This is a genomic window from Streptomyces sp. NPDC087787, from assembly GCF_044743035.1.
GTDB lineage: Bacteria > Actinomycetota > Actinomycetes > Streptomycetales > Streptomycetaceae > Streptomyces.
In genome coordinates this window covers 37,854-59,458 of sequence record NZ_JBIUVQ010000027.1, presented here as the reverse complement: position 1 = coordinate 59,458, position 21,605 = coordinate 37,854, and the positions used below count along the sequence as shown (strand labels likewise).

At 72.8% G+C, this 21,605-nt stretch carries 14 protein-coding genes; 7 read left to right on the top strand and 7 right to left on the bottom strand.

Features of this window, described 5'->3' with window-relative positions; all coding sequences use genetic code 11:
- Positions 1 to 81: 81 nt before the first annotated feature.
- A complete protein-coding gene (locus ACIOWN_RS31570) occupies positions 82 to 756 on the bottom strand; it encodes a DsbA family protein (protein ID WP_401984086.1) in 675 nt (224 codons plus the stop codon).
- 135 nt (positions 757 to 891) lie between these two features.
- Here ACIOWN_RS31570 and pepN (ACIOWN_RS31565) point away from each other — a divergent pair, with 135 nt between their 5' ends.
- Together pepN (ACIOWN_RS31565) and ACIOWN_RS31560 are read left to right on the top strand one after the other, a co-directional pair.
- Entirely contained in the window at positions 892 to 3,492 is a 2,601-nt protein-coding gene (gene pepN / locus ACIOWN_RS31565) for an aminopeptidase N (RefSeq protein ID WP_401984084.1), read from the top strand.
- 203 nt (positions 3,493 to 3,695) lie between these two features.
- Positions 3,696 to 4,760 carry a hypothetical protein gene (locus ACIOWN_RS31560; protein WP_401984082.1) on the top strand — a complete coding sequence of 355 codons (1,065 nt, stop codon included), beginning with the start codon at positions 3,696 to 3,698 and terminating at the stop codon, positions 4,758 to 4,760.
- Positions 4,761 to 4,837: 77 nt separating this feature from the next.
- On the opposite strand, the gene ACIOWN_RS31555 is transcribed toward ACIOWN_RS31560, so the two are convergent.
- A complete protein-coding gene (locus tag ACIOWN_RS31555; protein WP_362356570.1) occupies positions 4,838 to 5,284 on the bottom strand; it encodes an NUDIX hydrolase in 447 nt (148 codons plus the stop codon).
- 328 nt (positions 5,285 to 5,612) lie between these two features.
- Between ACIOWN_RS31555 and ACIOWN_RS31550 the strand changes: the two genes are divergently transcribed.
- Positions 5,613 to 8,945, top strand: a complete 3,333-nt coding sequence (locus ACIOWN_RS31550; protein ID WP_401984081.1) for a S8 family serine peptidase — start codon at positions 5,613 to 5,615, stop codon at positions 8,943 to 8,945.
- A 197-nt stretch (positions 8,946 to 9,142) separates the two neighbouring features.
- Positions 9,143 to 10,159, top strand: a complete 1,017-nt coding sequence (locus tag ACIOWN_RS31545) for an aspartate-semialdehyde dehydrogenase (RefSeq protein WP_401984078.1) — start codon at positions 9,143 to 9,145, stop codon at positions 10,157 to 10,159.
- Here the strand turns inward: ACIOWN_RS31545 and ACIOWN_RS31540 are convergent.
- On the bottom strand, positions 10,156 to 10,668 hold the full coding sequence (locus ACIOWN_RS31540; RefSeq protein ID WP_401984076.1) for a DUF1203 domain-containing protein: 513 nt from the start codon (positions 10,666 to 10,668) through the stop codon (positions 10,156 to 10,158). The two genes, ACIOWN_RS31545 and ACIOWN_RS31540, sit on opposite strands and share 4 nt — an antisense overlap.
- Positions 10,669 to 10,780: 112 nt before the next feature.
- Between ACIOWN_RS31540 and pepN (ACIOWN_RS31535) the strand changes: the two genes are divergently transcribed.
- On the top strand, positions 10,781 to 13,399 hold the full coding sequence (gene pepN / locus ACIOWN_RS31535) for an aminopeptidase N (protein ID WP_362356562.1): 2,619 nt from the start codon (positions 10,781 to 10,783) through the stop codon (positions 13,397 to 13,399).
- A 78-nt stretch (positions 13,400 to 13,477) separates the two neighbouring features.
- Here pepN (ACIOWN_RS31535) and ACIOWN_RS31530 read toward each other — a convergent pair whose 3' ends face one another.
- Positions 13,478 to 14,536 carry an EamA family transporter gene (locus ACIOWN_RS31530; RefSeq protein ID WP_362356560.1) on the bottom strand — a complete coding sequence of 353 codons (1,059 nt, stop codon included), beginning with the start codon at positions 14,534 to 14,536 and terminating at the stop codon, positions 13,478 to 13,480.
- Between the two features lie 80 nt (positions 14,537 to 14,616).
- Between ACIOWN_RS31530 and ACIOWN_RS31525 the strand changes: the two genes are divergently transcribed.
- Complete coding sequence (locus ACIOWN_RS31525) at positions 14,617 to 15,144, top strand: MarR family transcriptional regulator (protein ID WP_362356558.1); 528 nt, start codon at positions 14,617 to 14,619, stop codon at positions 15,142 to 15,144.
- 161 nt (positions 15,145 to 15,305) lie between these two features.
- On the opposite strand, the gene ACIOWN_RS31520 is transcribed toward ACIOWN_RS31525, so the two are convergent.
- The 3 genes from ACIOWN_RS31520 to ACIOWN_RS31510 form a co-directional block, all read right to left on the bottom strand.
- Complete coding sequence (locus ACIOWN_RS31520; RefSeq protein ID WP_362356556.1) at positions 15,306 to 15,575, bottom strand: hypothetical protein; 270 nt, start codon at positions 15,573 to 15,575, stop codon at positions 15,306 to 15,308.
- 119 nt (positions 15,576 to 15,694) lie between these two features.
- Positions 15,695 to 17,968 (bottom strand): 4-alpha-glucanotransferase, encoded by a 2,274-nt coding sequence (gene malQ / locus ACIOWN_RS31515; RefSeq protein WP_401984074.1) that lies wholly within the window; start codon positions 17,966 to 17,968, stop codon positions 15,695 to 15,697.
- Entirely contained in the window at positions 17,969 to 18,247 is a 279-nt protein-coding gene (locus ACIOWN_RS31510) for a hypothetical protein (protein ID WP_362356552.1), read from the bottom strand. It abuts the gene before it with no gap.
- Positions 18,248 to 18,504: 257 nt separating this feature from the next.
- Between ACIOWN_RS31510 and ACIOWN_RS31505 the strand changes: the two genes are divergently transcribed.
- On the top strand, positions 18,505 to 21,522 hold the full coding sequence (locus tag ACIOWN_RS31505) for a beta-N-acetylglucosaminidase domain-containing protein (protein ID WP_401984113.1): 3,018 nt from the start codon (positions 18,505 to 18,507) through the stop codon (positions 21,520 to 21,522).
- The last annotated feature ends 83 nt before the right edge of the window (positions 21,523 to 21,605 follow it).

Below are 21,605 nucleotides of genomic sequence, written 5' to 3'. Positions count from 1 at the left end.
GCGGCGCGGAACACCGCCGCCCGGAGACGGAGAAGCCCCCGCGAGTACGCGACTCGCGGGGGCTTCCGCCTGCCGGACAGGTCACAGGTTGCTGAAGTCCGGCCCCACCGTGCGGGTGCGCTTGATCTCGTAGAAGCCGGGGACGGACGCGACCGCGAGGGTGCCGTCCCAGAGGCGGGCGGCCTGCTCGCCCTTGGGGGTGGGGGTGACGACCGGGCCGAAGAAGGCGATCTGCTCCCCGTCGGGACCGGGGACCGCGATGACCGGGGTGCCGACGTCCTGGCCGACCTTCTCGATGCCCTCCTTGTGCGAGGCGCGCAGTTCGGCGTCGAACTCGAAGTTCTCCTGGTCGGCGTAGTCGATCAGGTCGGCGGGCAGGCCCACCTCCTCGAGCGCGGCGACGAGGGCCTCGCGGGTCGGGCCCTCGCCACGGTTGTGGAAGCGGGTGCCGAGCGCGGTGTAGAGCAGGCCGAGGACGTCCTGGCCGTGCTTCTGCCAGGCCGCGGTGACCACGCGCACCGGCGCCCACGCCTTGGTGGTCAGCAGCTCCCGGTACTCCTCGGGCAGTTCGTCCAGCTTCGGCTCGTTGAGCACCGCGAGGCTCATGATGTGCCAGCGGACCTCGATGTCCCGCACCTTCTCCACTTCCAGCACCCACCGGGACGTCATCCAGGCCCACGGGCACAGCGGGTCGAACCAGAAGTCGACAGGAGTCTTGCCGGACGACGGGGTCGCGGCGGAGGCGGTCTCGGACATGGCTCTCCTCGGTAAAGGGTCGTTGAACTGCCAACATCGACGGTCGGGCACGGCATTCCCGGCTGCCGCGCCGCATATCCGCATGGCAGGATCGGTGCTGTCCATATCGTGAAAACATCCGAGGGAGTGCCGCCTGTGCCCGGTGAGAATCTGTCCCGCGACGAGGCCCGGGAGCGGGCCGCCCTGCTGTCCGTCGACGGGTACGAGGTGTCCCTGGACGTGCGGTCCGCGGTGGGCGAGGACACCGGGGACGGTCCGCGGACGTTCCGGTCCGTGACGACCATCCGCTTCCGCTGCAACGAGCCGGGCGCGTCGAGCTTCGCCGACCTGCTCGCGCCGAGCGTCACCGCCGTCTCGCTCAACGGCAGGGACCTCGACCCCAGCGAGGTCTTCGACGGCTCCCGGATCCTCCTGGAGGATCTGGCCGCCGACAACGAGCTGGTCGTGGACGCGCAGTGCGCCTACTCGCGCACCGGCGAGGGCCTGCACCGCTTCGTCGACCCGGAGGACGGCGAGGTCTACCTCTACACGCAGTACGAGCCCGCCGACTCCCGCCGGGTCTTCGCCAACTTCGAGCAGCCCGACCTCAAGGCGCCGTTCCGCTTCGAGGTGCGGGCGCCCGAGGACTGGACCGTGTGGAGCAACGGGGCCGGCGAGCGGCACGACCAGGTGTGGCGGTTCGCCGAGACCAAGCCGATCTCGACGTACATCACCTGCGTGGTCGCGGGTCCGTACCACCACGTGACGGACTCCTACGAGCGGGTGTTCGAGGACGGCACGCGGCTGGAGATCCCGCTGGGCGCGCTGTGCCGCAAGGGACTCGCCAAGCACTTCGACGCCGACGACGTCTTCCTGGTCACCAAGCAGGGCCTGGACTTCTTCCACGACCACTTCGACTACCCGTACCCGTTCGGCAAGTACGACCAGGCGTTCGTGCCCGAGTACAACCTCGGCGCGATGGAGAACCCGGGCCTGGTCACCTTCCGGGAGGAGTACATCTTCCGCGGGAAGGTCACGCAGGCCTCCTACGAGGCCCGGGCCAATGTGATCCTGCACGAGATGGCGCACATGTGGTTCGGCGACCTGGTCACCATGGAGTGGTGGGACGACCTGTGGCTGAAGGAGTCCTTCGCCGACTTCATGGGCGCGTTCTCGCTGGTCGGCGCGACCCGCTTCACGGACGGCTGGATCACCTTCGCCAACCGCCGCAAGGCGTGGGCGTACCGCGCCGACCAGCTGCCCTCCACGCACCCGGTCACCGCGGACATCCGCGACCTGCAGGACGCCAAGCTGAACTTCGACGGCATCACCTACGCCAAGGGCGCCTCGGTGCTCAAGCAACTGGTGGCGTACGTCGGCCAGGACGCCTTCCTTGAGGGCGCGCGGCGCTACTTCAAGCGGCACGCCTACGGCAACACCCGGCTGGGCGACCTGCTCGCGGTGCTGGAGGAGACCAGCGGCCGGGACATGGGCGCGTGGGCGCGGTCGTGGCTCCAGACGGCCGGGGTCAACTCGCTGACCCCGCAGGTGGTGCTGGGCGCCGACGGCCGGATCGAGGAGCTGGCCGTGATCCAGGAGGCCTCTGTCATTGCCCCGGCGGATCACCCGGAGCTGCGCCCGCACCGGGTGGCGGTGGGCCTGTACCAGCGCTCCCAGGTGGGGGCGCTGGAGCGGTACGCGCGCGCCGAGACCGACGTGGCCGGCGCCCGTACGGTGGTGTCCGAGCTGGCGGGTGCGGACGCGCCCGATCTGGTGCTGGTCAACGACGACGACCTGACCTACTGCAAGATCCGCTTCGACGAGACCTCGCTGGCGACGCTGCGGGAGCACCTGGGCGGCCTGACCGATCCGCTGGCCCGCGCGCTGTGCTGGTCGGCGCTGTGGAACCTGACCCGGGACGCGCTGCTGCCGGCGCGGGACTTCGTCGGCCTGGTGCTGCGCTTCGCCGGCCGGGAGACCGACATCGGCGTGCTCCAGATGCTGCACGCCTGGGCGGAGTCCGCGCTGGTGCACTACGCGGCGCCGCAGTGGCGGGAGACGGGCGGGCGGGCGCTGGCCGAGGGTGCGCTGGCCGAGCTGCGGCAGGCCGAGCCGGGCAGCGAGCACCAGCTCGCGTGGGCGCGTTTCTTCGCCACGGCGGCCTCGGCGCCGAACGACCTGGAGCTGCTGAAGGGTCTGCTGGACGGCACGGAGGAGATCGCCGGCCTGGAGGTGGACCAGGAGCTGCGCTGGGCGTTCCTGGAGCCGCTGGCGGCGCACGGGGTGGCGGACGAGAGGGCGCTCGCCGCCGAACTCGCCCGGGACGACACCGCCTCCGGCAAGCGGCACCAGGTGCGCTGCCTGGCCGCGCGGCCCTCGGCCGCCGTCAAGGCGCGGGCCTGGGAACAGGTGGTGGACTCGGACGCGTTGTCGAACGCGCTGGTGGAGGCCACGATCGCGGGCTTCGGGCAGTCCTCCCAGCGGGAGCTGCTCGCGCCGTACGCGCCGAGGTACTTCGAGGCGATCGAGCGGGTGTGGACCGAGCGGTCCATCCAGATCGGCATGGACGTCGTGCGGGGGCTGTTCCCGGCGTTGCAGGACTCCCCGGAGACCCTTCGGGCGGCCGACGCGTGGCTCACCGCGCACGAGGGGACCGCTCCCGCGCTGCGCCGCCTGGTGCTGGAGGCCCGGGACGACCTGGCCCGTGCCCTGCGCGGACAGGAGTGCGACGCGGCGGCCGGAACGTCCGCCGGCTGATCCGTAGTTCTGGCCAAAGGTCGGGCCTGCGGTAACTGTTACAAGATGCGTGCCCGGCCTGCCGTAACCCCTGGTCCACCCGCGAGGGGACCAGGGGTTTTCGGCATCCGAACAACCGTCCTTTAGGGCGAGCTTGTCCAGGTTTGTCAACGGGCGTGTAACAGCGGTTAACGGCCGCATCCGGTGCGGGAAACGTGCCGGACATGAACCACGAAACCCCGCTCTCCCCCCGCCCCCTGCACCACCTCGCCGAGGCCCCGCGCCGGGTCCTGACCACCGCTCAGCTGCGCGAGCACGGAGTTCCGGCGGCCGAGGCCGCCGCACGGTGCCACGCCGGCGGGCCCTGGCAGGAGTTCCTGCCGGGGGTGTTCCTGCTCCATCCGGGCCCACCGACCAGTGAGGAACGGCTGCACGCGGTGCTCCTGTACGCGGCGCGCGGACCGCTCCCCCGCGCGGCCGCCGGGGTGCCGGCGCAGCCGACCGCCCACGGCCCGCACCGGCCGGTGTACGCGGAGGCGATGGTCACCGGTCTCGCGGCACTCACCCTGCACGGACTGGCCGCGTCGCCCGGCCTGCCGGCGCTGGAGAAGATCGACGTCCTGGTGGAGCGCGGACGGCGGCTGCGCTCGGCCGGCTGCGCGCGGATCGTCCGCACGGCCGGCCTGCCCGCCGCCGAGGCGGTCACCGGCCTGCCGGTGGCCCCGGTGCCGCGCGCCCTGGCGGACGCGGTGGCCGGTCTGTCTGACGCGGGCACGGTACGGCGGCTGCTGACGGAGGCGGTGCGCGGCGGGTACTGCGAGCCGTCCGCCGTGGTCCGCGAGCTGGCCGGGGCCGGGCTGCTGAGCCAGCCGCACGTGGTGGACGCGGTGGACCTGCTGCTGGCCGAGGGGCGGGCGCTCGCGGAGGACCGGCTGTACCGGATGGTGCGTGAGTACGGCCTGCCGGACCCGGTCTGGAACGTCGACCTGCGGCTGCCGGGCGGCCCGCTCCTCGGCGGCGTGGACGCGTACTGGCCGGAGCAGGCGGTCGCGCTGGAGCTGGACACCCGCGCCCACCGCCAGGAGGGCCGGCCGGACGACGAGGCCGCGGTCTCCGAGTACGCCGGCAAGCGCGAGCACCTGGAACGGCTGGGCATCACGGTCGTCCACCTGACCCCCAGAAAGCTGCGCGAGTCCCTGGAGCAGCAGGCGACGGTCGTCCGCACCGCACTGATGGCGGCCACCGACCGCGACCCGGCCGCATACGTGGTGGCGCTCCCCCGGCAGTGACGGACGTCCACCGGGGACGCACCAGGAGGGGAGAGGAGGGGCCGCCTGATTCCGATCGGGCGGCCCCTCCTCGTACGTCAGACGGGGTTTCCCGCCGCCGGGCGGGTGTGCCACAGGTGAAGGCCCACGTCGACCAGGCCCACCCGGGGGAGGGCGGACACCGCGGGCAGGGGGTGCCAGGCCGCCCGGTCGGTGGAACCGGCCGTCTCGTGGCGCAGTTCGCCGCCGGTGACACGGGCCTCGTAGAGGATGCGCAGGCCGTGGAAGTCGGCCTGGGCGCCCTGGGGGCGCGGGTAGTGGCGGCGGACGGAGTCCAGGCCCAGAAGGGCGACCGGTTCGACGGTGTAGCCGGTCTCCTCCTCGGCCTCGCGCACGACGGTGTCGTACGGGTTCTCGCCGTGCTCCATGCCGCCGCCGGGCAGGGTCCACCGCCGGGTGCCGTCGCCCGCCACCCAGCGGGCCAGCAGCAGCCGTCCGTCCCGTACACACACGGCGTAGGCCGCCACCCTCAACTCCTGGTTCATGGGGGGACGTTACGGCAGGAAGGGGGCTGTCCGTGGCGAATCGGCGAGAGGCCCCAGGTCTGCGGGTCCGGTGCGAGGCAGAGTGAATGCCCGTGACGACGGCGGCGGTTGCCCGCCCGTGCCACCGGGGGAAGCGCCACGGTTTGGACCCCTATGCCCCTCGTGGCGCATGGCGGAAGTACGCCATGCGTCCATCCTGTCAGGACCAACTCTCGTCAAACATCTTTCCTTTAGGTAAAGCTGAGCGATCATCCGACTCCGAAATTCGGACGACCGCGATCGACTCCGATCGCACCTCGCTTGGTTCCTTTACCTGCAAGGGATGCCGATGACCCCCGACCCCCAGCGCGCACCGCTCACGGGCGCGAGACGCCTGGCCCGTATCGCCATGGCCGCCGGCGTGGTGGCCGCGCTCTCCGTGGCCGGCCCGATACCCCTGGCCGTCGCCCAGGACGGCCCCGCGTCCACCGACCCGGCCGTCAAGCCGGCGGGCGACAAACTCGGTTCGGCCGGTGCCGAACTGCTCGCCGAGGCCAAGGCCGAGGGCGCCAAGAACGTCACCATGATGATCGCGACCGAGCCCGGCCAGACCGCTCAGGTCGCCAAGCAGCTGAACGCGGTCGACGGCGGCGCCGTGGGCCGCACCTACGACAAGCTCGGCTACGTCCGCGCCACCGTGCCGACGGGCAAGGCGGACTCCGCGATCGCCGCCGCCGCGAAGCTGTCCTCCGTGCAGGCCATCGACCTCAAGCAGGACATCCCGCTCGACGACCCGAGGCCCGAGGCGGACTCCCCCGAGGGCAAGGACAAGGGCAAGGGCAAGGACAAGGGCAAGGGCACTTACCCGGCGCCGGACAAGAACACCCCTGCCGAGAACCCGTACAACCCGTCCTTCGAGACGGGCGCCGTCGACTTCGTGAAGAAGAACCCGAAGGCGGACGGCCGCGGCGTGACCATCGGTGTCCTCGACTCGGGTGTCGACCTGGGCCACCCCGCCCTCCAGAAGACGACCACCGGCGAGCGCAAGATCGTCGACTGGGTCACCGCCACCGACCCGATCGTCGACAGCGACGGCACCTGGCGCCCGATGACCGCCAGTGTCACGGGCCCCCAGTTCACCTCGGGCGGCAAGACCTGGAAGACGCCGGCGGGCAACTTCCTGTTCAACACCTTCAGCGAGTCCGCCACCAAGGGCGGCGACGCCGACGGCGACCTGGACCGCGACGGCAGGACCACCAGCGTCTGGGGCGTCCTGTACGACCCGGCGAACGGCACCGTCCGTGTCGACCTGAACAACAACAACGACTTCACGGACGACGTCCCGATGAAGCCGTACAAGGACGGCTACCAGGTCGGCTACTTCGGCCAGGACAAGAAGGACCCCGCGACCGGCGCGGACATGCGCATCCCGTTCGTCGTGGAGATCCGCAAGGACGTGGCGATGGACCCCTACGGCGGGTCCTGGATCGGCAAGAAGGCCGACTTCGTCAACATCGGCCTGATCGAGTCCGAGCACGGCACGCACGTCGCCGGCATCACCGCCGCCAACAGCCTGTTCGGCGGCAGGATGAACGGCGCAGCCCCGGGCGCGAAGATCGTCTCCTCCCGGGCCTGCAACTGGAACGGCGGCTGCACCAACGTCGCACTCACCGAGGGCATGATCGACCTCGTCGTCAACCGCGGCGTGGACATCGTCAACATGTCCATCGGCGGCCTGCCGGCGCTCAACGACGGCAACAACGCCCGCGCCCAGCTGTACACGCGGCTCATCGACACCTACGGCGTGCAGCTCGTCATCTCGGCGGGCAACAGCGGCCCGGGTCTGAACACCATCGGCGACCCCGGCCTCGCCGACAAGGTCATCTCGGTCGGCGCGACCATCTCCAAGGAGACCTGGGCCGCCAACTACGGCTCCGTGGTGAACAAGTCGTACTCGATGATGCCGTTCTCCTCGCGCGGTCCGCGTGAGGACGGCGGCTTCGCGCCGGTCATCTCGGCGCCCGGTGCGGCCATCAACACCACCCAGACCTGGCTGCCCGGCGGCCCGGTCGCCGAGGCCGGCTACTCGCTGCCGGCCGGTTACTCGATGCTCCAGGGCACCTCGATGGCCTCCCCGCAGGCGGCCGGCGCGTCCGCGCTGCTGCTGTCGGCGGCCAAGCAGAAGCACATCGACCTGCCCCCGGCGAAGCTGCGCACCGCGCTGACCTCGACCGCCCAGCACATCAAGGGCGAGCAGCCGCACACCGAGGGCGCCGGCCTGATGGACATCGTCAAGGCCTGGAAGTCGATCGAGAAGGGCGCCTCGGCGCATGAGTACACGGTCAAGGCCCCGGTCAGCACCTCGCTGTCCTGGGCGCTTGCCACGCCGGACTTCGGCACCGGTCTGTACGACCGCGAGGGCGGTCTGAAGAAGGGCCAGAAGAAGACCTACGACGTCCAGGTCACCCGGACGACGGGCGCGGCCGGTTCGGTCAAGCACCACCTGAGCCTGAAGAACGACGACGGCACCTTCAAGATCGTCGGCTCGCACGAGGTCTCGCTGCCGCTGAACAAGCCGGTGACGGTCAGGATCGAGGCGCGTCCCGGTTCGGCCGGCGTGCACAGCGCGATCCTCGAGGTCGACGACAACCGCACCGAGGGTGCGGACAAGCAGATCATGCTGACCGTGGTGGTCGCCACGGACATCGCCAAGCCCTCCTACACCTACTCGGTGTCGGGTGTGGCACAGCGCAACAGCACCGAGTCGTACTTCGTGACGGTCCCCGCCGGCGCGAAGACCCTCGAGGTCTCGATGAGCGGCCTCAAGGACGGCAGCCAGACCCGCTTCATCGCGATCCACCCGTACGGCACCCCGGTGGACAACACCTCGACCCCGTACTGCTACCCGAACTACAACAACCCGGCCAACACCTGCCGTCCGGACGTGCGTTCGTACGCCAAGCCGATGCCGGGCGTCTGGGAGATCGAGGTCGAGGCGCGTCGTACCTCGCCGCTGCTCGACAACCCGTACAAGCTGAACGCGGCCGTGTACGGGCTGGACTTCAGCCCCGCGGTGCAGACGGTCGACGAGGCGAAGGCCGGTACGCCGACCCCCGTGTCCTGGACGCTGACGAACAAGCTCGCCGGTCTTGACGCCCAGCTCAAGGGCGGCTCGCTGGGCTCGTCGAAGTCGGACCGTCCCGGCATCCGTGACGGCGAGGAGCAGACGACGACCATCGTCGTGCCGGCCGGTGCGGAGCGCCTGGACGTCGCCATCGGCAACGTCTCGGACGCCGGGGCCGACCTGGACCTGTACGTGTACAACGCCGCCGGCACGCGCGTCGCCTACTCGGCCGCGGGCGGCTCGGAGGAGTCCGTCTCCATCGCCAAGCCCGCCGCGGGCACGTACACCGTCCTGATCGACGCCTACTCGGTGCCGGCCGGCACCACGGCCTACGACTACCGGGACGTGTACTACTCGGCGGCGCTCGGCTCGGTCAAGGTCGACGAGTCGAAGGTGTACACCCTCGCCCCGAACGGCACGGCGCAGATCTCCGCCGACGTCGTCGCGAACCAGCCGGCCCCCGCGGGCCGCGAGTTCTTCGGCGAGGTGCAGGTGCTGAACACCCGTGGCACCGCCGCGGGCCTCGGCAGCGTGAAGATCGGCAAGGTCGTCCAGTAACGGCGGTCTCCACCTCCGGTACGTGACGGCGGGGCGGGCTCCATACGGAGCCCGCCCCTCGCGTTTCCGGTGCGGCCCGTCCACCGGGCCGTCCCACTCCGTGGGCAATGATTGGACAGACGGACCCAGGACAGACGCATGATGGAACCGTCCTGCGCGTACCGCGTACGCAGAGTGAATGAGCAGAAGGAGTCCCCGTGAGGATCGGAATCGTCGGAGCCACCGGTCAGGTCGGCACGGTCATGCGCGGGATCCTCACGGAGCGCGACTTCCCGGTCACCGAACTGCGCCTGTTCGCCTCGGCCCGATCGGCGGGTTCGGTCCTCGACGGGGTCACGGTGGAGGACGCTGCCACCGCGGACTACACCGGCCTGGACATCGTGCTGTTCTCGGCGGGCGGCGCGACCTCCAGGGCGCTGGCGGAGAAGGTCACGGCGCAGGGCGCCGTGGTGATCGACAACTCCTCGGCGTGGCGCATGGACCCGGACGTGCCGCTGGTGGTGTCCGAGGTGAACCCGCACGCGATCGCCGACCGCCCCAAGGGCATCATCGCCAACCCGAACTGCACGACGATGGCCGCGATGCCGGTTCTCAAGCCGCTGCACGCGGAGGCGGGCCTCACGGCGCTGGTCGTCGCCACCTACCAGGCGGTGTCCGGATCGGGCCTCGCGGGCGTCGCCGAGCTGCACGGCCAGACCATGAAGGTCGTCGCGGAGGCCGACCGGCTGACCCACGACGGCGCGGCCGTGGACTTCCCCGAGCCCTCCGTCTACAAGCGCCCGATCGCCTTCAACGTGCTCCCCCTCGCGGGCAACGTCGTCGACGACGGCCTGCACGAGACCGACGAGGAGCAGAAGCTCCGCAACGAGTCCCGCAAGATCCTGGAGATCCCGGAGCTGAAGGTGTCCGGCACCTGCGTGCGCGTGCCCGTCTTCACCGGCCACTCCCTCCAGGTCAACGCCCGCTTCGCCCGCCCGATCGGCGTGGAGCGCGCGACCGAGCTGCTCGGCGGTGCTCCCGGCGTCGCCCTCTCCGACATCCCGACGCCGCTCCAGGCGGCCGGACAGGACCCGTCCTACGTCGGCCGGATCCGCCCCGACGAAACGGTGGACAACGGCCTGGCCCTGTTCATCTCCAACGACAACCTCCGCAAGGGCGCGGCCCTGAACGCGGTGCAGATCGCGGAGCTGGTGGCGGCGGAGCTCAAGGGCTAGTCACCAGTGGCCCGGCCCCTGCGCACCTCGTAGAGGAAGCAGCCGTACTCGACGGCCCGGACGTGGACGAGCGCCACGGCCGGGTCGTCGAACGCTTCCGCGAAGGCCGCGTCGAACCGGGCGGCGCCCTCCCCGACCAGCCGCCCGCCCAGGATGCGCCCGTCGGCGCCGTAGCGCCGGACCACACGGTGGGCGTCGCTGAACGGACGGCTCTCGCCGGCCGGCCCCGCGCACTCCCGCGCGTGGATGAAGACCGGCCCCTGCTCGTCGTACGCGCCCGGGGTGGCGCCCGTCTCCGCCGCCCAGCGCCGCAGCGGGGCGTAGGAGACCAGCGCGATCCGCTCCCCCGGCTCGCTCCTGCGCAGGCAGCAGCGCAGGGGCGCGCCGCCCTCCTCGTCGGTGTACGGGGCCGCCGGGCGTCCGGCGTCGTCCCGCTCCCGCAGCCGCGCCAGCACCACCGGGGCGATGGCACGTGCGCTGTATCCCGTCGTTCCGCTCACTGTCGTCATGCCCCCAGGCTCGCGCTCCCCCGCCCCGGTCACCGGCGGGTTCCGGTCGTCGCGTTCCGCGCGGGTCACGTGGAAAGATGGCGCAATCCACACATCACGAGGAGATGACCGCGTGCCTGGCACAAACCTGACTCGCGAAGAGGCGCAGCAGCGGGCGAAGCTGCTCACCGTTGACTCGTACGAGATCGATCTCGACCTCTCCGGCGCGGAGGGTGGGGGTCCCACCCGCTCGAACGGAGCTGAGAGTGGGGGAGGTACCTACAGGTCCGTGACCACGGTGCGCTTCGACGTCGCCGAGGAAGGCGCCGCCTCCTTCATCGACCTGGTGGCCCCGGCCGTCCACGAGGTGACCCTCAACGGCGACTCGCTGGACCCCGCCGAGGTCTTCGCGGACTCCCGGATCGCCCTGCCGGGCCTGCTCGCGGGCCGCAACATCCTGCGGGTCGTCGCGGACTGCGCGTACACCAACACCGGTGAGGGCCTGCACCGTTTCGTCGACCCGGTCGACGACCAGGCCTACCTCTACACCCAGTTCGAGGTACCGGACGCCCGACGGGTCTTCGCCTCCTTCGAGCAGCCGGACCTGAAGGCCACCTTCCAGTTCACCGTGAAGGCGCCCGAGGGCTGGACGGTGGTGTCCAACTCGCCGACGCCCGAGCCGCGGGAAAACGTCTGGGTGTTCGAGCCGACGCCGCGCATCTCGACGTACATCACCGCGCTGATCGCCGGCCCGTACCACAGCGTCCACAGCGTGTACGAGAAGGACGGTCAGTCGGTCCCGCTCGGCATCTACTGCCGGCCCTCCCTCGCCGAGTTCCTCGACGCGGACGCGATCTTCGAGGTCACCCGGCAGGGCTTCGACTGGTTCCAGGAGAAGTTCGACTACGCCTACCCGTTCGAGAAGTACGACCAGCTCTTCGTGCCGGAGTTCAACGCGGGCGCGATGGAGAACGCGGGCGCGGTCACCATCCGCGACCAGTACGTCTTCCGGTCCAAGGTGACCGACGCGGCGTACGAGCTGCGCGCCGAGACCATCCTGCACGAGCTGGCCCACATGTGGTTCGGCGACCTGGTCACCATGGAGTGGTGGAACGACCTGTGGCTGAACGAGTCGTTCGCCACGTACACCTCCATCGCCTGCCAGGCGTACGCCCCCGGCTCGCGCTGGCCGCACTCGTGGACCACGTTCGCCAACTCCATGAAGACCTGGGCGTACCGGCAGGACCAGCTGCCGTCCACCCACCCGATCATGGCGGACATCCGTGACCTGGACGACGTCCTGGTCAACTTCGACGGCATCACCTACGCCAAGGGCGCGAGCGTCCTCAAGCAGCTCGTCGCCTACGTCGGCATGGACGAGTTCTTCCGGGGCGTGCAGGCGTACTTCAAGCGGCACGCCTACGGCAACACGCGCCTGTCCGACCTGCTCGGCGCGCTGGAGGAGACCTCCGGGCGCGATCTGAAGACCTGGTCGAAGAAGTGGCTGGAGACGGCCGGCATCAACATCCTGCGCCCGGAGATCGAGACGGACGAGGCGGGGGTCATCACCTCCTTCGCCGTCCGCCAGGAGGCCCCGGCCCTGCCGGCCGGCGCCAAGGGCGAGCCCACCCTGCGCCCGCACCGGATCGCGATCGGCCTGTACGACCTCGACGAGGCGAGCGGCAAGCTGGTGCGCGCCGCGGACGGCCGGATCGAGCTGGACGTGGACGGCGAGCTGACCGCCGTGCCGCAGCTGGCCGGCCGGCGCCGCCCGGCGGTGATCCTGCTCAACGACGACGACCTGTCGTACGCCAAGGTCCGCCTGGACGAGGGATCGCTGGCCGTCGTCACCGAGCACCTGGGCGACTTCGAGTCCTCGCTGCCGCGGGCCCTGTGCTGGGCGTCGGCCTGGGACATGACCCGGGACGGGGAGCTGGCGACCCGCGACTACCTGTCCCTGGTGCTGTCCGGGATCGGCAAGGAGTCCGACATCGGGGTCGTGCAGTCGCTGCACCGCCAGGTGAAGCTGGCCGTCGACCTGTACGCCGACCCGGCCGCCCGCGAGGCCCTGCTCACCCGCTGGACGGACGCCACCTTGGCCCACCTGCGGGCGGCGGACGCGGGCAGCGACCACCAGCTCGCGTGGGCGCGCGCCTTCGCGGCGACCGCGCGCACGCCGGAGCAGCTCGACCTGCTCGAGTCCCTGCTGGACGGCTCGCAGACCATCGAGGGCCTGGTCGTGGACACGGAGCTGCGCTGGGCGTTCGTGGAGCGGCTGGCGGCCGTCGGCCGGTTCGACGAGGCGGAGATCGCGGGCGAGTACGAGCGCGACAGGACGGCGGCCGGTGAGCGGCACGCGGCCACCGCCCGCGCCGCCCGCCCGACCGAGGAGGCCAAGGCCGAGGCCTGGGCGTCGGTCGTCGAGTCCGACAAGCTCCCGAACGCCGTCCAGGAGGCGGTCATCGGGGGCTTCGTGCAGACCGACCAGCGCGAGCTGCTCGCGCCGTACACCGACCGGTACTTCGAGGTGGTCAAGGACCTCTGGGACGCCCGTTCCCACGAGATGGCCCAGCAGATCGCGGTCGGCCTCTACCCGTCGATCCAGGTGTCCGAGGACACCCTGCGCAAGACCGACGAGTGGCTGGCCTCGGCCGAGCCGAACGCGGCGCTGCGCCGGCTGGTCTCGGAGTCACGGGCGGGCGTCGAGCGCGCCCTGAAGGCCCAGGCGGCGGACACGGCGGCCCAGCCGTAACACGGCCCGTACGACGACAAGGGGCGTCCGGTGCTCGACCGGGCGCCCCTTTCCGTTCCGCTCTGCGCCCCCGCCCCGTCACTCTTGGCGCACGCATGCCTCCCGCACCGGACCGGCGAGCCGTACCTGACGGGCCGTGCGTCGAGACGGTGGAGCGGCCCCCGCTCGCCGACCCGAGGGAGAGCCCGCGTGGCCGACGTCCGCCCCCGGACCACCGCACCGCGCCCGCACACCGGCAGCCGCACCACCGCGCGCGCCGCCCCCGTGTCCGGGACCGAGCTGTCCCGCCACCGTCGCGCCGAACGCCAGTGCCATGCCGGCCAGTTGGACCGGGGTGAGCGCCTGTCCGAGGGCGGCCCAGCCGACCACGGCGGCGGTGAGCGGCGACAGGGGGCCGAGGAAGGTGACCCGGGTGGCGGAGAGCCGGCCGATGCCGCGGAACCAGAGCCAGTAGGCGAGCGCCGTGTTGGCCAGGGCGAGGTAGGCGTAGCCGCCGAGGGCGCGGGCGTCCAGCGCGGGCGGAGGCCCCTCGGCCAGCAGGGCGAGGGGCGCGATCAGCAGGCCGCCCGCGGTGAGCTGCCAGCCGGTCAGCGCGAGCGGACCGGCACCGGCCGGGCGGCCCCACCTCTTGGCCAGCACGGTGCCGGTGGACATCGAGGCGGTGGAGGCGAGGGCGGCGGCGACTCCCACGCCGTCCAGCGCGCCGGCCGCCCTCAGCACGACGAGGCTGACCCCGAACGCCGCCACGATCCCGGTGAGCAGCGCCCGCCCCGTCGGACGCTGCCCCAGCAGCGGCGCGGAGAGTCCCACGACGAACAGCGGCCCCACCGATCCGACGACCGCCGCCATTCCGCCCGGCAGCCGGTACGCGGACAGGAACAGCAGCGGGAAGAAGGCGCCGATGTTCAGTGCGCCGAGGACCGCCGCCTTCCACCACCAGGCGCCCTTCGGCAGCACCCGGGCCATCGCCAGCAGCAGGAGCCCGGCGGGCAGCGCCCGGGCCAGCGCGGTGAAGAGGGGCCGCCCGGGCGGCAGGAACTCGGTGGTGACGGCGTAGGTGGTGCCCCAGGAGACCGGGGCGAGGGCGGTGAGGGCGGCCAGGGACCAGATGGCGGCGGGACGCCGGGAGTCAGCCATGAAAATTAGCTTAGCTGCAAGCTACTTATCGTCAAGCTACTTTCTTGCGGCCGAACCGTAGGGCGGCGGATACTCGGTCCATGACTCAACGCCCCCGACCGCGCGCGGACGCCGTCGACGCGATCATCGACCAGTGGGCGGCCGTGCGGCCCGATCTCGACACCGCGGGGATGGAGGTCTTCGGGCGGATCTTCCGGCTCTCGCGGGCGATGGGAGACCGGATGGAGAGGGCGTACGCGCCGTTCGGGATCTCACGGGGCGAGTTCGACGTGCTGGCCACGCTGCGCCGTGCCGGCGAGCCCTACACGCTCTCGCCCCGGCAGCTCTCGGCGACGCTCATGCTCACCACGGGCGGGATGACCGGGCGGCTGGACAAGCTGGAGGGCGCGGGGCTGCTGCGCCGCTCGCCGGATCCGCACGACCGGCGGGGCCTCAGGGTCACGCTGACCGACAAGGGGCTGCGGCTCATCGACGAGGCGGTGGGAGCGGGACTCGCCGCGCAGACGCAGGCGCTGTCCGCCCTGGACGCCGAACGGGCGGGCGAGCTGGCCGACCTGCTCAGGGAGCTGCTGGCCGGGACGTCCCAGTCACCGGGGGCACCGGCGTAGGGCCCTCGCCCGGCGGCCCCGCGGCCGCCAGGCTCTCCGGTCCCGCAACGCACCCAGGGCGCCCACCTCACCCACGTACGGCGGCTGTGCGCGTACGTACGGCGAGGTCGGCGCCCTCGGAGGATCGTGCTGCTGACGGACCGCGGCGGGAGAGGCCCGCGTCAGGCCTCGGCCTTGACGTCCACGTCCCGGCTCGCGCGCGGCTGCCTGTCCTTGGACTTGTCCAGGACCATGACCAGGCCGGTGATGACCAGGAACAGCAGGAGCGGGAGACCGACGAACAGACCCAGCGTCTGGATGACGCTCAGGCCCTTGCCGGGGTCGTCGCCGTCGTCGCGCGTCAGCGCGAGCGCGGGGGACGACATGAGCAGCATCATCAGCGTCGTACCGGCGGCCAGAGCGCCGGCGCGCAGGGCGTTCTTCTTGTCCACGGTGCAAACGTAGCGAACCCCGGAACGGGTCACGCGCCCGGGGTGCCGTATTCGCACCGGACGGCCGCGGAAAAAACCCCACGGGTCGCACCCGCGCGGGCCCCGGCGCTTCCCGGTGGTCAGCCCGTGTCGTCCGGCGCGGTCCGTGCGTCCGTCCGCAGCACGTCCGTCAGGGCGCGCAGCCGGGGCGACGCGGCGAGTTCCTCCAGGGTGACCGGGCGGCCCTCGGCGTCGGCGACGGGCAGGCGCCAGTTCGGATACTGGTCCCAGGTGCCCGGCAGGTTCTGCGGACGCCGGTCGCCGACCGTGTCCGGCAGCCACAGGCCGATCATGCGGGCCGGGGTGCGCAGCAGGAAGCGGTGGACGGCCTGGATGCCGGCCTCCTCCTCCGCGGCCGCGCCGCCGGCGCCGTCCGTGCGCCGCAGCAGGCCCAGCTCCGTCAGCAGCGCCAGCCACTCGTCCGTGTCCGCGGCGGCCTCCGCGCGCTCCTCCTCCAGGGGGCGGGTGAGCAGGCCGAGGCGGTGGCGCAGGGCGACGTGTTCGCCGGTGAGGCGGGCCGCGGTGGACGGCAGGTCGTGGGTGGTGGCGGTGGCCAGGCAGTCCGCGCGCCAGCGTTCGGGGGGCAGCGGGCGGCCCGACCCCTCCCAGTCCCGTTCGAACCACAGCACCGAGGTGCCGAGCACCCCGCGCCGGTCCAGGGTCTCGCGCACCCCGGGCTCCACCGTCCCGAGGTCCTCGCCGATCACCACGGCCCCCGCCCGCGAGGCCTCGAGCACCAGCACGGCGAGCATGGCCTCGGCGTCGTAGCGGACATACGTGCCCTCGGTGGGCGGCAGGCCCTGCGGGATCCACCACAGCCGGAACAGGCCCATGACGTGGTCGATGCGCAGGGCACCGGCGTAGCGGAACAGGGCGCGCAGCAGCCGGCGGAAGGGCGCGTAGCCGGAGGCGGCGAGCCGGTCGGGGCGCCAGGGCGGCAGGCCCCAGTCCTGGCCGCGCGCGTTGAAGGCGTCCGGCGGTGCGCCGACCGACATGCCGGCCGCGAAGTGGTCCCGCTGCGCCCAGGCGTCGGCCCCGCCGGGGTGCACGCCCACGGCGAGGTCGTGCACGATCCCGATCCCCATGCCCGCCTCGCGGGCGGTGCGCTGGGCGTCGGTGAGCTGGGCGTCGGTGAGCCAGGCGAGCCAGGAGTGGAAGTCGACGCGGTCCCGCAGCGCGGCGCGGGCGCGGGCGGTCTCCGTCGAGCGCGGGTCGCGCAGCCCCTCGGGCCACCGGCTCCAGTCCGAGCCGTGCACCTCGGCGAGCGCGTACCAGGTGGCGTGGTCCTCCAGGGCCCGCCCCTGTTCGGCGAGGAAGTCGGCGTGGGCGGCGCGGCGGCCGGGCCCGAGCGGCACCCGCCGCACCAGCTCCAGCGCCTCGCGCTTGAGCTCCCACACCGCGTCCCGGTCGATCAGCGAGCCCTCGTCCAGTACGGCGGCGCGCAGCCGGCCGGCCCGCTCCAGCAGGGGCCGCAGCCGCTCGCGGTCCTCGGCGTACGCGAACTCCGGGACGTCCTCGACCCGCAGGTGCACCGGGTCGGGGAAGCGGCGCGAGGAGGGGCGGTAGGGGGACGGGTCGGCGGGCGGTCCGGGCACGGCCGCGTGCAGCGGATTGACCTGCACGAACCCGGCTCCCAGCGTCCGCCCGGCCCAGCCGCTCAGCTCGGCCAGGTCACCGAGGTCGCCCATGCCCCAGGAGCGGTGGGAGAGGAGGGAGTAGAGCTGGACGAGCAGCCCGTACGAGCGTGCCGCCGGGGTGGGCAGCCGGGGCGGGGCGGCGATCAGGTGCGCCCGCCCGGTGCGGCCGTCGGGGGCGGTGGCGGTCAGCCGGTGGACGCCGGGCGGCAGGGGGGCCACGGGGGCCGTCGGGTCCACGCGGTCGCCGCTCCGGTCCGCGCCGTGCACCCATGTGCGGGTCTCGCCCTGCTCGGTCTCGACGTCCAGCCGGGTGCCGGGGGGCAGCCCGGCGAGGGCGGCCGGCGGCAGCCCGGCGTCCGCGTCCGCCGCGGGGCCACCGCCCGTGGGAGCGTCCGCCGCGGGGCCCAGCCAGTGCACCACCGTCGGTGGCAGCAGTCGTTCGTCCCGTTCCCGTTCGCGGGCGGTGAGCGCGGCGCGCGCGGCCGCCGGGGTGCTCGCGTCGACGTCCAGGGCGGCCAGGGCCGCGACGATCGCCGTGGCGGAGGCGGTGACCGTACGGCCCGGGGAGGGGCTGTAGGAGGCGGCGACGCCGTGCAGCGCGGCGAGCCGGGCCAACTCGTCACCGAGAGGCCCGGAAGGCCCGGAGGACCCGGCAGTCCCGGCAGGTTCGGGAGACCCGGCGGATCCGGGAGGTTCGGCCGGCCGCGGTTGTGTCATCTACAACTCCGCGCGGCAGGGGTCCTGTTCGGCCGACTCGGCGACCGACTCGCTGGTCAGGGGGGCGGCCTCGGCGAGCGGCGGCTCGCTGGTGAGCGGCTCGGCGTCGGGCAGCGGCGGCTCGCTGGTGAGCGGGACGTCGGCGCAGGTGCCCTCCGCGCTGAACACGCTGGGGCCGGATTCGGCGGGCAGCCGGGGCTCGGGCAGCAGGTGGTCGGCGGGCGGCTCCGCCACGTGTTTGGACAGGGCCGAGAGCAGAAGGTGTGCCGGTGCGGCCACGGGGGCCTCCTTGTCGAGTACGGCGTCAAGGGGATTACCGCAGCCCTACCCAGTGCGCGCCGGGGCAGACGTAGGAGAACGGCCTAGGTGCCGCTGCTCACATTCCCTTCCACCAGGTTGGGGCAATCGCGGCACAACGGCCACTCTCGTTGACACCTTCCCCTGGGGATGGTGTGGTCAGGACTCTTCGACACCGCCTTCGGCTCCGCCCGGCGAAGGCCGATCGACGAGGAGGGGCCGTGCGGCTTCGGCGCGGTATGGGGCATGGGAAGAGCGCGGCCGCACTCGCGCTCGCCGTCCTGGCCGGAACAATGGGAGCCGCACCCGCGGCCGTCGCGGCGCCGTCCGCCCCCGATCCCGGCACCGGACTCCCGGCCGCGAAACCGGAGCACCCCGCCACGGCCTCCTCCGACCTCGCGGTGTGGCCGCGCCCGCAGTCCCTGCGGGCGACCGGCGGCGCGGTGAAGGTCGCCGACCGGGTCGTCGCCCTGGTCGCCGACGCGGACGCGGACCCGTACGCCCTGAGCGCGCTGCGCTCGCTGCTGTACGAGGCCGGGGCCCGGACAGTCACGGACCTCCGGGGGACGGACGCGGTTCCGGTGGGCACCCTGGCGGTGCGCGCGTACACCGAGCGGGCGCACAGCGACCCGATGCACGCGCTGCCCTCCGGCGGCTACCTCCTCACCGCGGGCAAGGACGCCGTGACGCTCACCGGCTCCGGCGAGGACGGCCTCTTCCACGCCGTGCAGACACTGCGGCAGCTCCTGCGCCCCGACGGGACCGTCCCCGGCGTGAACGTCCGGGACTGGCCGGGCACCGCCGTGCGCGGCACCACGGAGGGCTTCTACGGCACCGCGTGGACGCAGCGGCAGCGGCTCGGCCAGCTGGACTTCATGGGCCGTACCAAGCAGAACCGGTACCTGTACGCCCCGGGTGACGACCTCTACCGTCAGGAGCGCTGGCGCGAGGCGTACCCGGCCCTGCAGCGGTCCGCCTTCCGTGAGCTGGCCGACCGGGCGCGCGCCAACCACGTCACGCTCGGCTGGGCGGTGGCACCCGGCCAGTCGCTGTGCTTCGCCTCGGACGACGACGTGCGGGCGCTGAACCGCAAGCTGGAGGCGATGTGGGCGCTCGGCTTCCGGGCGTTCCAGCTCCAGTTCCAGAACGTCAGCTACAGCGAGTGGCACTGCGGCGCGGACCCGGCCCGTTTCGGCTCCGGCCCGGACGCGGCGGCACGGGCGCAGGCGCGGGTGGCGAACGAGGTCGCCCGCTACCTCGCGGAGCGGCACCCGGACGCGGCGCCGCTGTCGTTGATGCCGACGGAGTTCTACGAGGACGGGTCGACGCCCTACCGGCGGGCGCTGGCGTCCGCCCTGGACGCCTCGGTCCAGGTGGCCTGGACCGGGGTGGGCGTGGTGCCGCGGACCATCACGGGCGACGAACTGGCCGACGCCCGGGCGGCGTTCGCGCATCCGCTGGTCACCATGGACAACTACCCGGTCAACGACTACGCCGAGGACCGCATCTTCCTCGGCCCGTACACCGGGCGTGACCCGGCCGTCGCCAGCGGCTCGTCCGCCCTCCTTGCCAACGCGATGGAGCAGGCGGAGGCCTCGCGCATCCCGCTGTTCACGGCGGCCGACTACGCCTGGAACCCGCGCGACTACCGCCCCGAGGAGTCCTGGAAGGCGGCCGTCGCCGACCTCGCGGGAGGCGACGAGCAGCGCCACGAGGCGCTGTCGGCGCTGGCCGGCAACGACGCGTCCTCCGTGCTCGGCGGCACCGAGTCGGCGTATCTGCGCCCGCTGATCGCGGCCGTCTGGCAGGCCCGTACGACGACGGACCGGGCCGCGAACGAGCGGGCCGAGCAGCGGCTGCGCGACGCCTTCGAGGTGCTGCGCGAGCTGCCGCGGAACCTGTCGGGGGACGGCACTCTGGCAGCCGAAGTGGCGCCCTGGTCCGCGCAGTTGGCGCGCTACGGCAAGGCGGGCGATGCGGCCCTCGACATGCTCGGCGCCCAGCGCGCGGGCGACGCGGCGGGTGCCTGGACCGCGTACCGGACGCTGGACCGGCTGCGGGCCGGCATCAGGAGCGCCGACGTGACGGTCGGCAAGGGGGTTCTGGACCCCTTCCTCGACCGGGCGCGGCAGGAGTACGAGACCTGGGCCGGCCTGACCCACGAGCCGGCCGCGGACCCGGGTGGGGCGCCGGACGGCCGGACGGTCCGTTTCCCGAGCGCCCGCGCCCTCACCGCCGTGACGGTCCTCAGCGACCCCGGAACGACCGGTGCCGTCGAGGTCCACGTGCCCGGACAGGGCTGGCGCCGGGTGGGATCGCTGACGGAACAGGGGGCCACGGAGATCGTCACCGCGCAGTCCCCGTCCGCGGACAGCGCGGTCACGCACCCGCCGGCCCTCTGGCCGCCGGTCTCCCCGGCTCCCGACCTCTGGACGCGCCCGCCGGCTCTCGTGCAGCCCACTCCCCCGCCGGCCGGTACCCGCGTCGACGCCGTCCGCGTGACCGGCGCCTACGCCTTGCGGGTGCGCCACCTGGTCCCCTGGTTCGCCGACACCCCGGTGGCGGACCTGGTGCTGCCGCGTGCCGAGGCCGACGCGGAGATCGGCGGCACGGAGCGGCTGACCGCCCGGCTGTCCTCCGGCCGTCCGGCCGACGTGCGGGGAAAGGTCACCGTCGAGGCCCCCGAGGGCATCGAGGTCCGCGTCCCCAGCAAGCCGGTCACCGTGCCCCGCGGCACCACGGTGAACGTCCCCGTCGAGGTGATCGTGCCGCCGGGCTCGCCCTCCCGCTCGTACGACATCCGCGTCACCTTCGCCGGAGTGACCCGCACCGTCACGGTCCGCACCTTCCCGCGCACCGCGGGCCCCGACCTGGCGCGCACCGGCACGGCGAGCTCCTCCGCCGACGAGACCGCCGACTTCCCGGCCTCCGCCGCGATCGACGGCAACCCGGACACCCGCTGGTCCTCCCCCGTCGACGACGGCGCCTGGTGGCAGGTGGAACTCCCGCAGTCGGTGCGCCTGGGCAAGGTCGCCCTCCACTGGCAGGACGCCCATCCCTCCGCCTACCGCATCCAGGTCTCCACCGACGGCCGGCGCTGGCGCACCGCCGCGACCGTCCGCGGCAGCGACGGCGGCCGCGAGACCCTGCGCATGGACGCGCGGGACGTCCGCCACATCCGCGTGCAGGGCGACAAGCGGGCCACCCAGTACGGCTATTCGCTGTGGTCGGTGGAGGCGTACGCGGTCGCGGACTGAGCCCGCCCGGCGGAACGGGATCCTCCGTTCCGCCGGACCGCGATCGCCGGCTTTCTTCGGACCGCTTCCCGATCTTTCGGGCG

Coding starts and splice junctions, on each gene's coding strand:
- ACIOWN_RS31530 (WP_362356560.1), bottom strand. CDS start 14,536: ATGGCTGACTCCCGGCGTCCCGCCGCCATCTGGTCCCTGGCCGCCCTC.
- ACIOWN_RS31525 (WP_362356558.1), top strand. CDS start 14,617: ATGACTCAACGCCCCCGACCGCGCGCGGACGCCGTCGACGCGATCATC.
- ACIOWN_RS31555 (WP_362356570.1), bottom strand. CDS start 5,284: ATGAACCAGGAGTTGAGGGTGGCGGCCTACGCCGTGTGTGTACGGGAC.
- ACIOWN_RS31560 (WP_401984082.1), top strand. CDS start 3,696: ATGAACCACGAAACCCCGCTCTCCCCCCGCCCCCTGCACCACCTCGCC.
- ACIOWN_RS31505 (WP_401984113.1), top strand. CDS start 18,505: ATGGGGCATGGGAAGAGCGCGGCCGCACTCGCGCTCGCCGTCCTGGCC.
- malQ (WP_401984074.1), bottom strand. CDS start 17,968: ATGACACAACCGCGGCCGGCCGAACCTCCCGGATCCGCCGGGTCTCCC.
- ACIOWN_RS31570 (WP_401984086.1), bottom strand. CDS start 756: ATGTCCGAGACCGCCTCCGCCGCGACCCCGTCGTCCGGCAAGACTCCT.
- ACIOWN_RS31540 (WP_401984076.1), bottom strand. CDS start 10,668: ATGACGACAGTGAGCGGAACGACGGGATACAGCGCACGTGCCATCGCC.
- ACIOWN_RS31550 (WP_401984081.1), top strand. CDS start 5,613: ATGACCCCCGACCCCCAGCGCGCACCGCTCACGGGCGCGAGACGCCTG.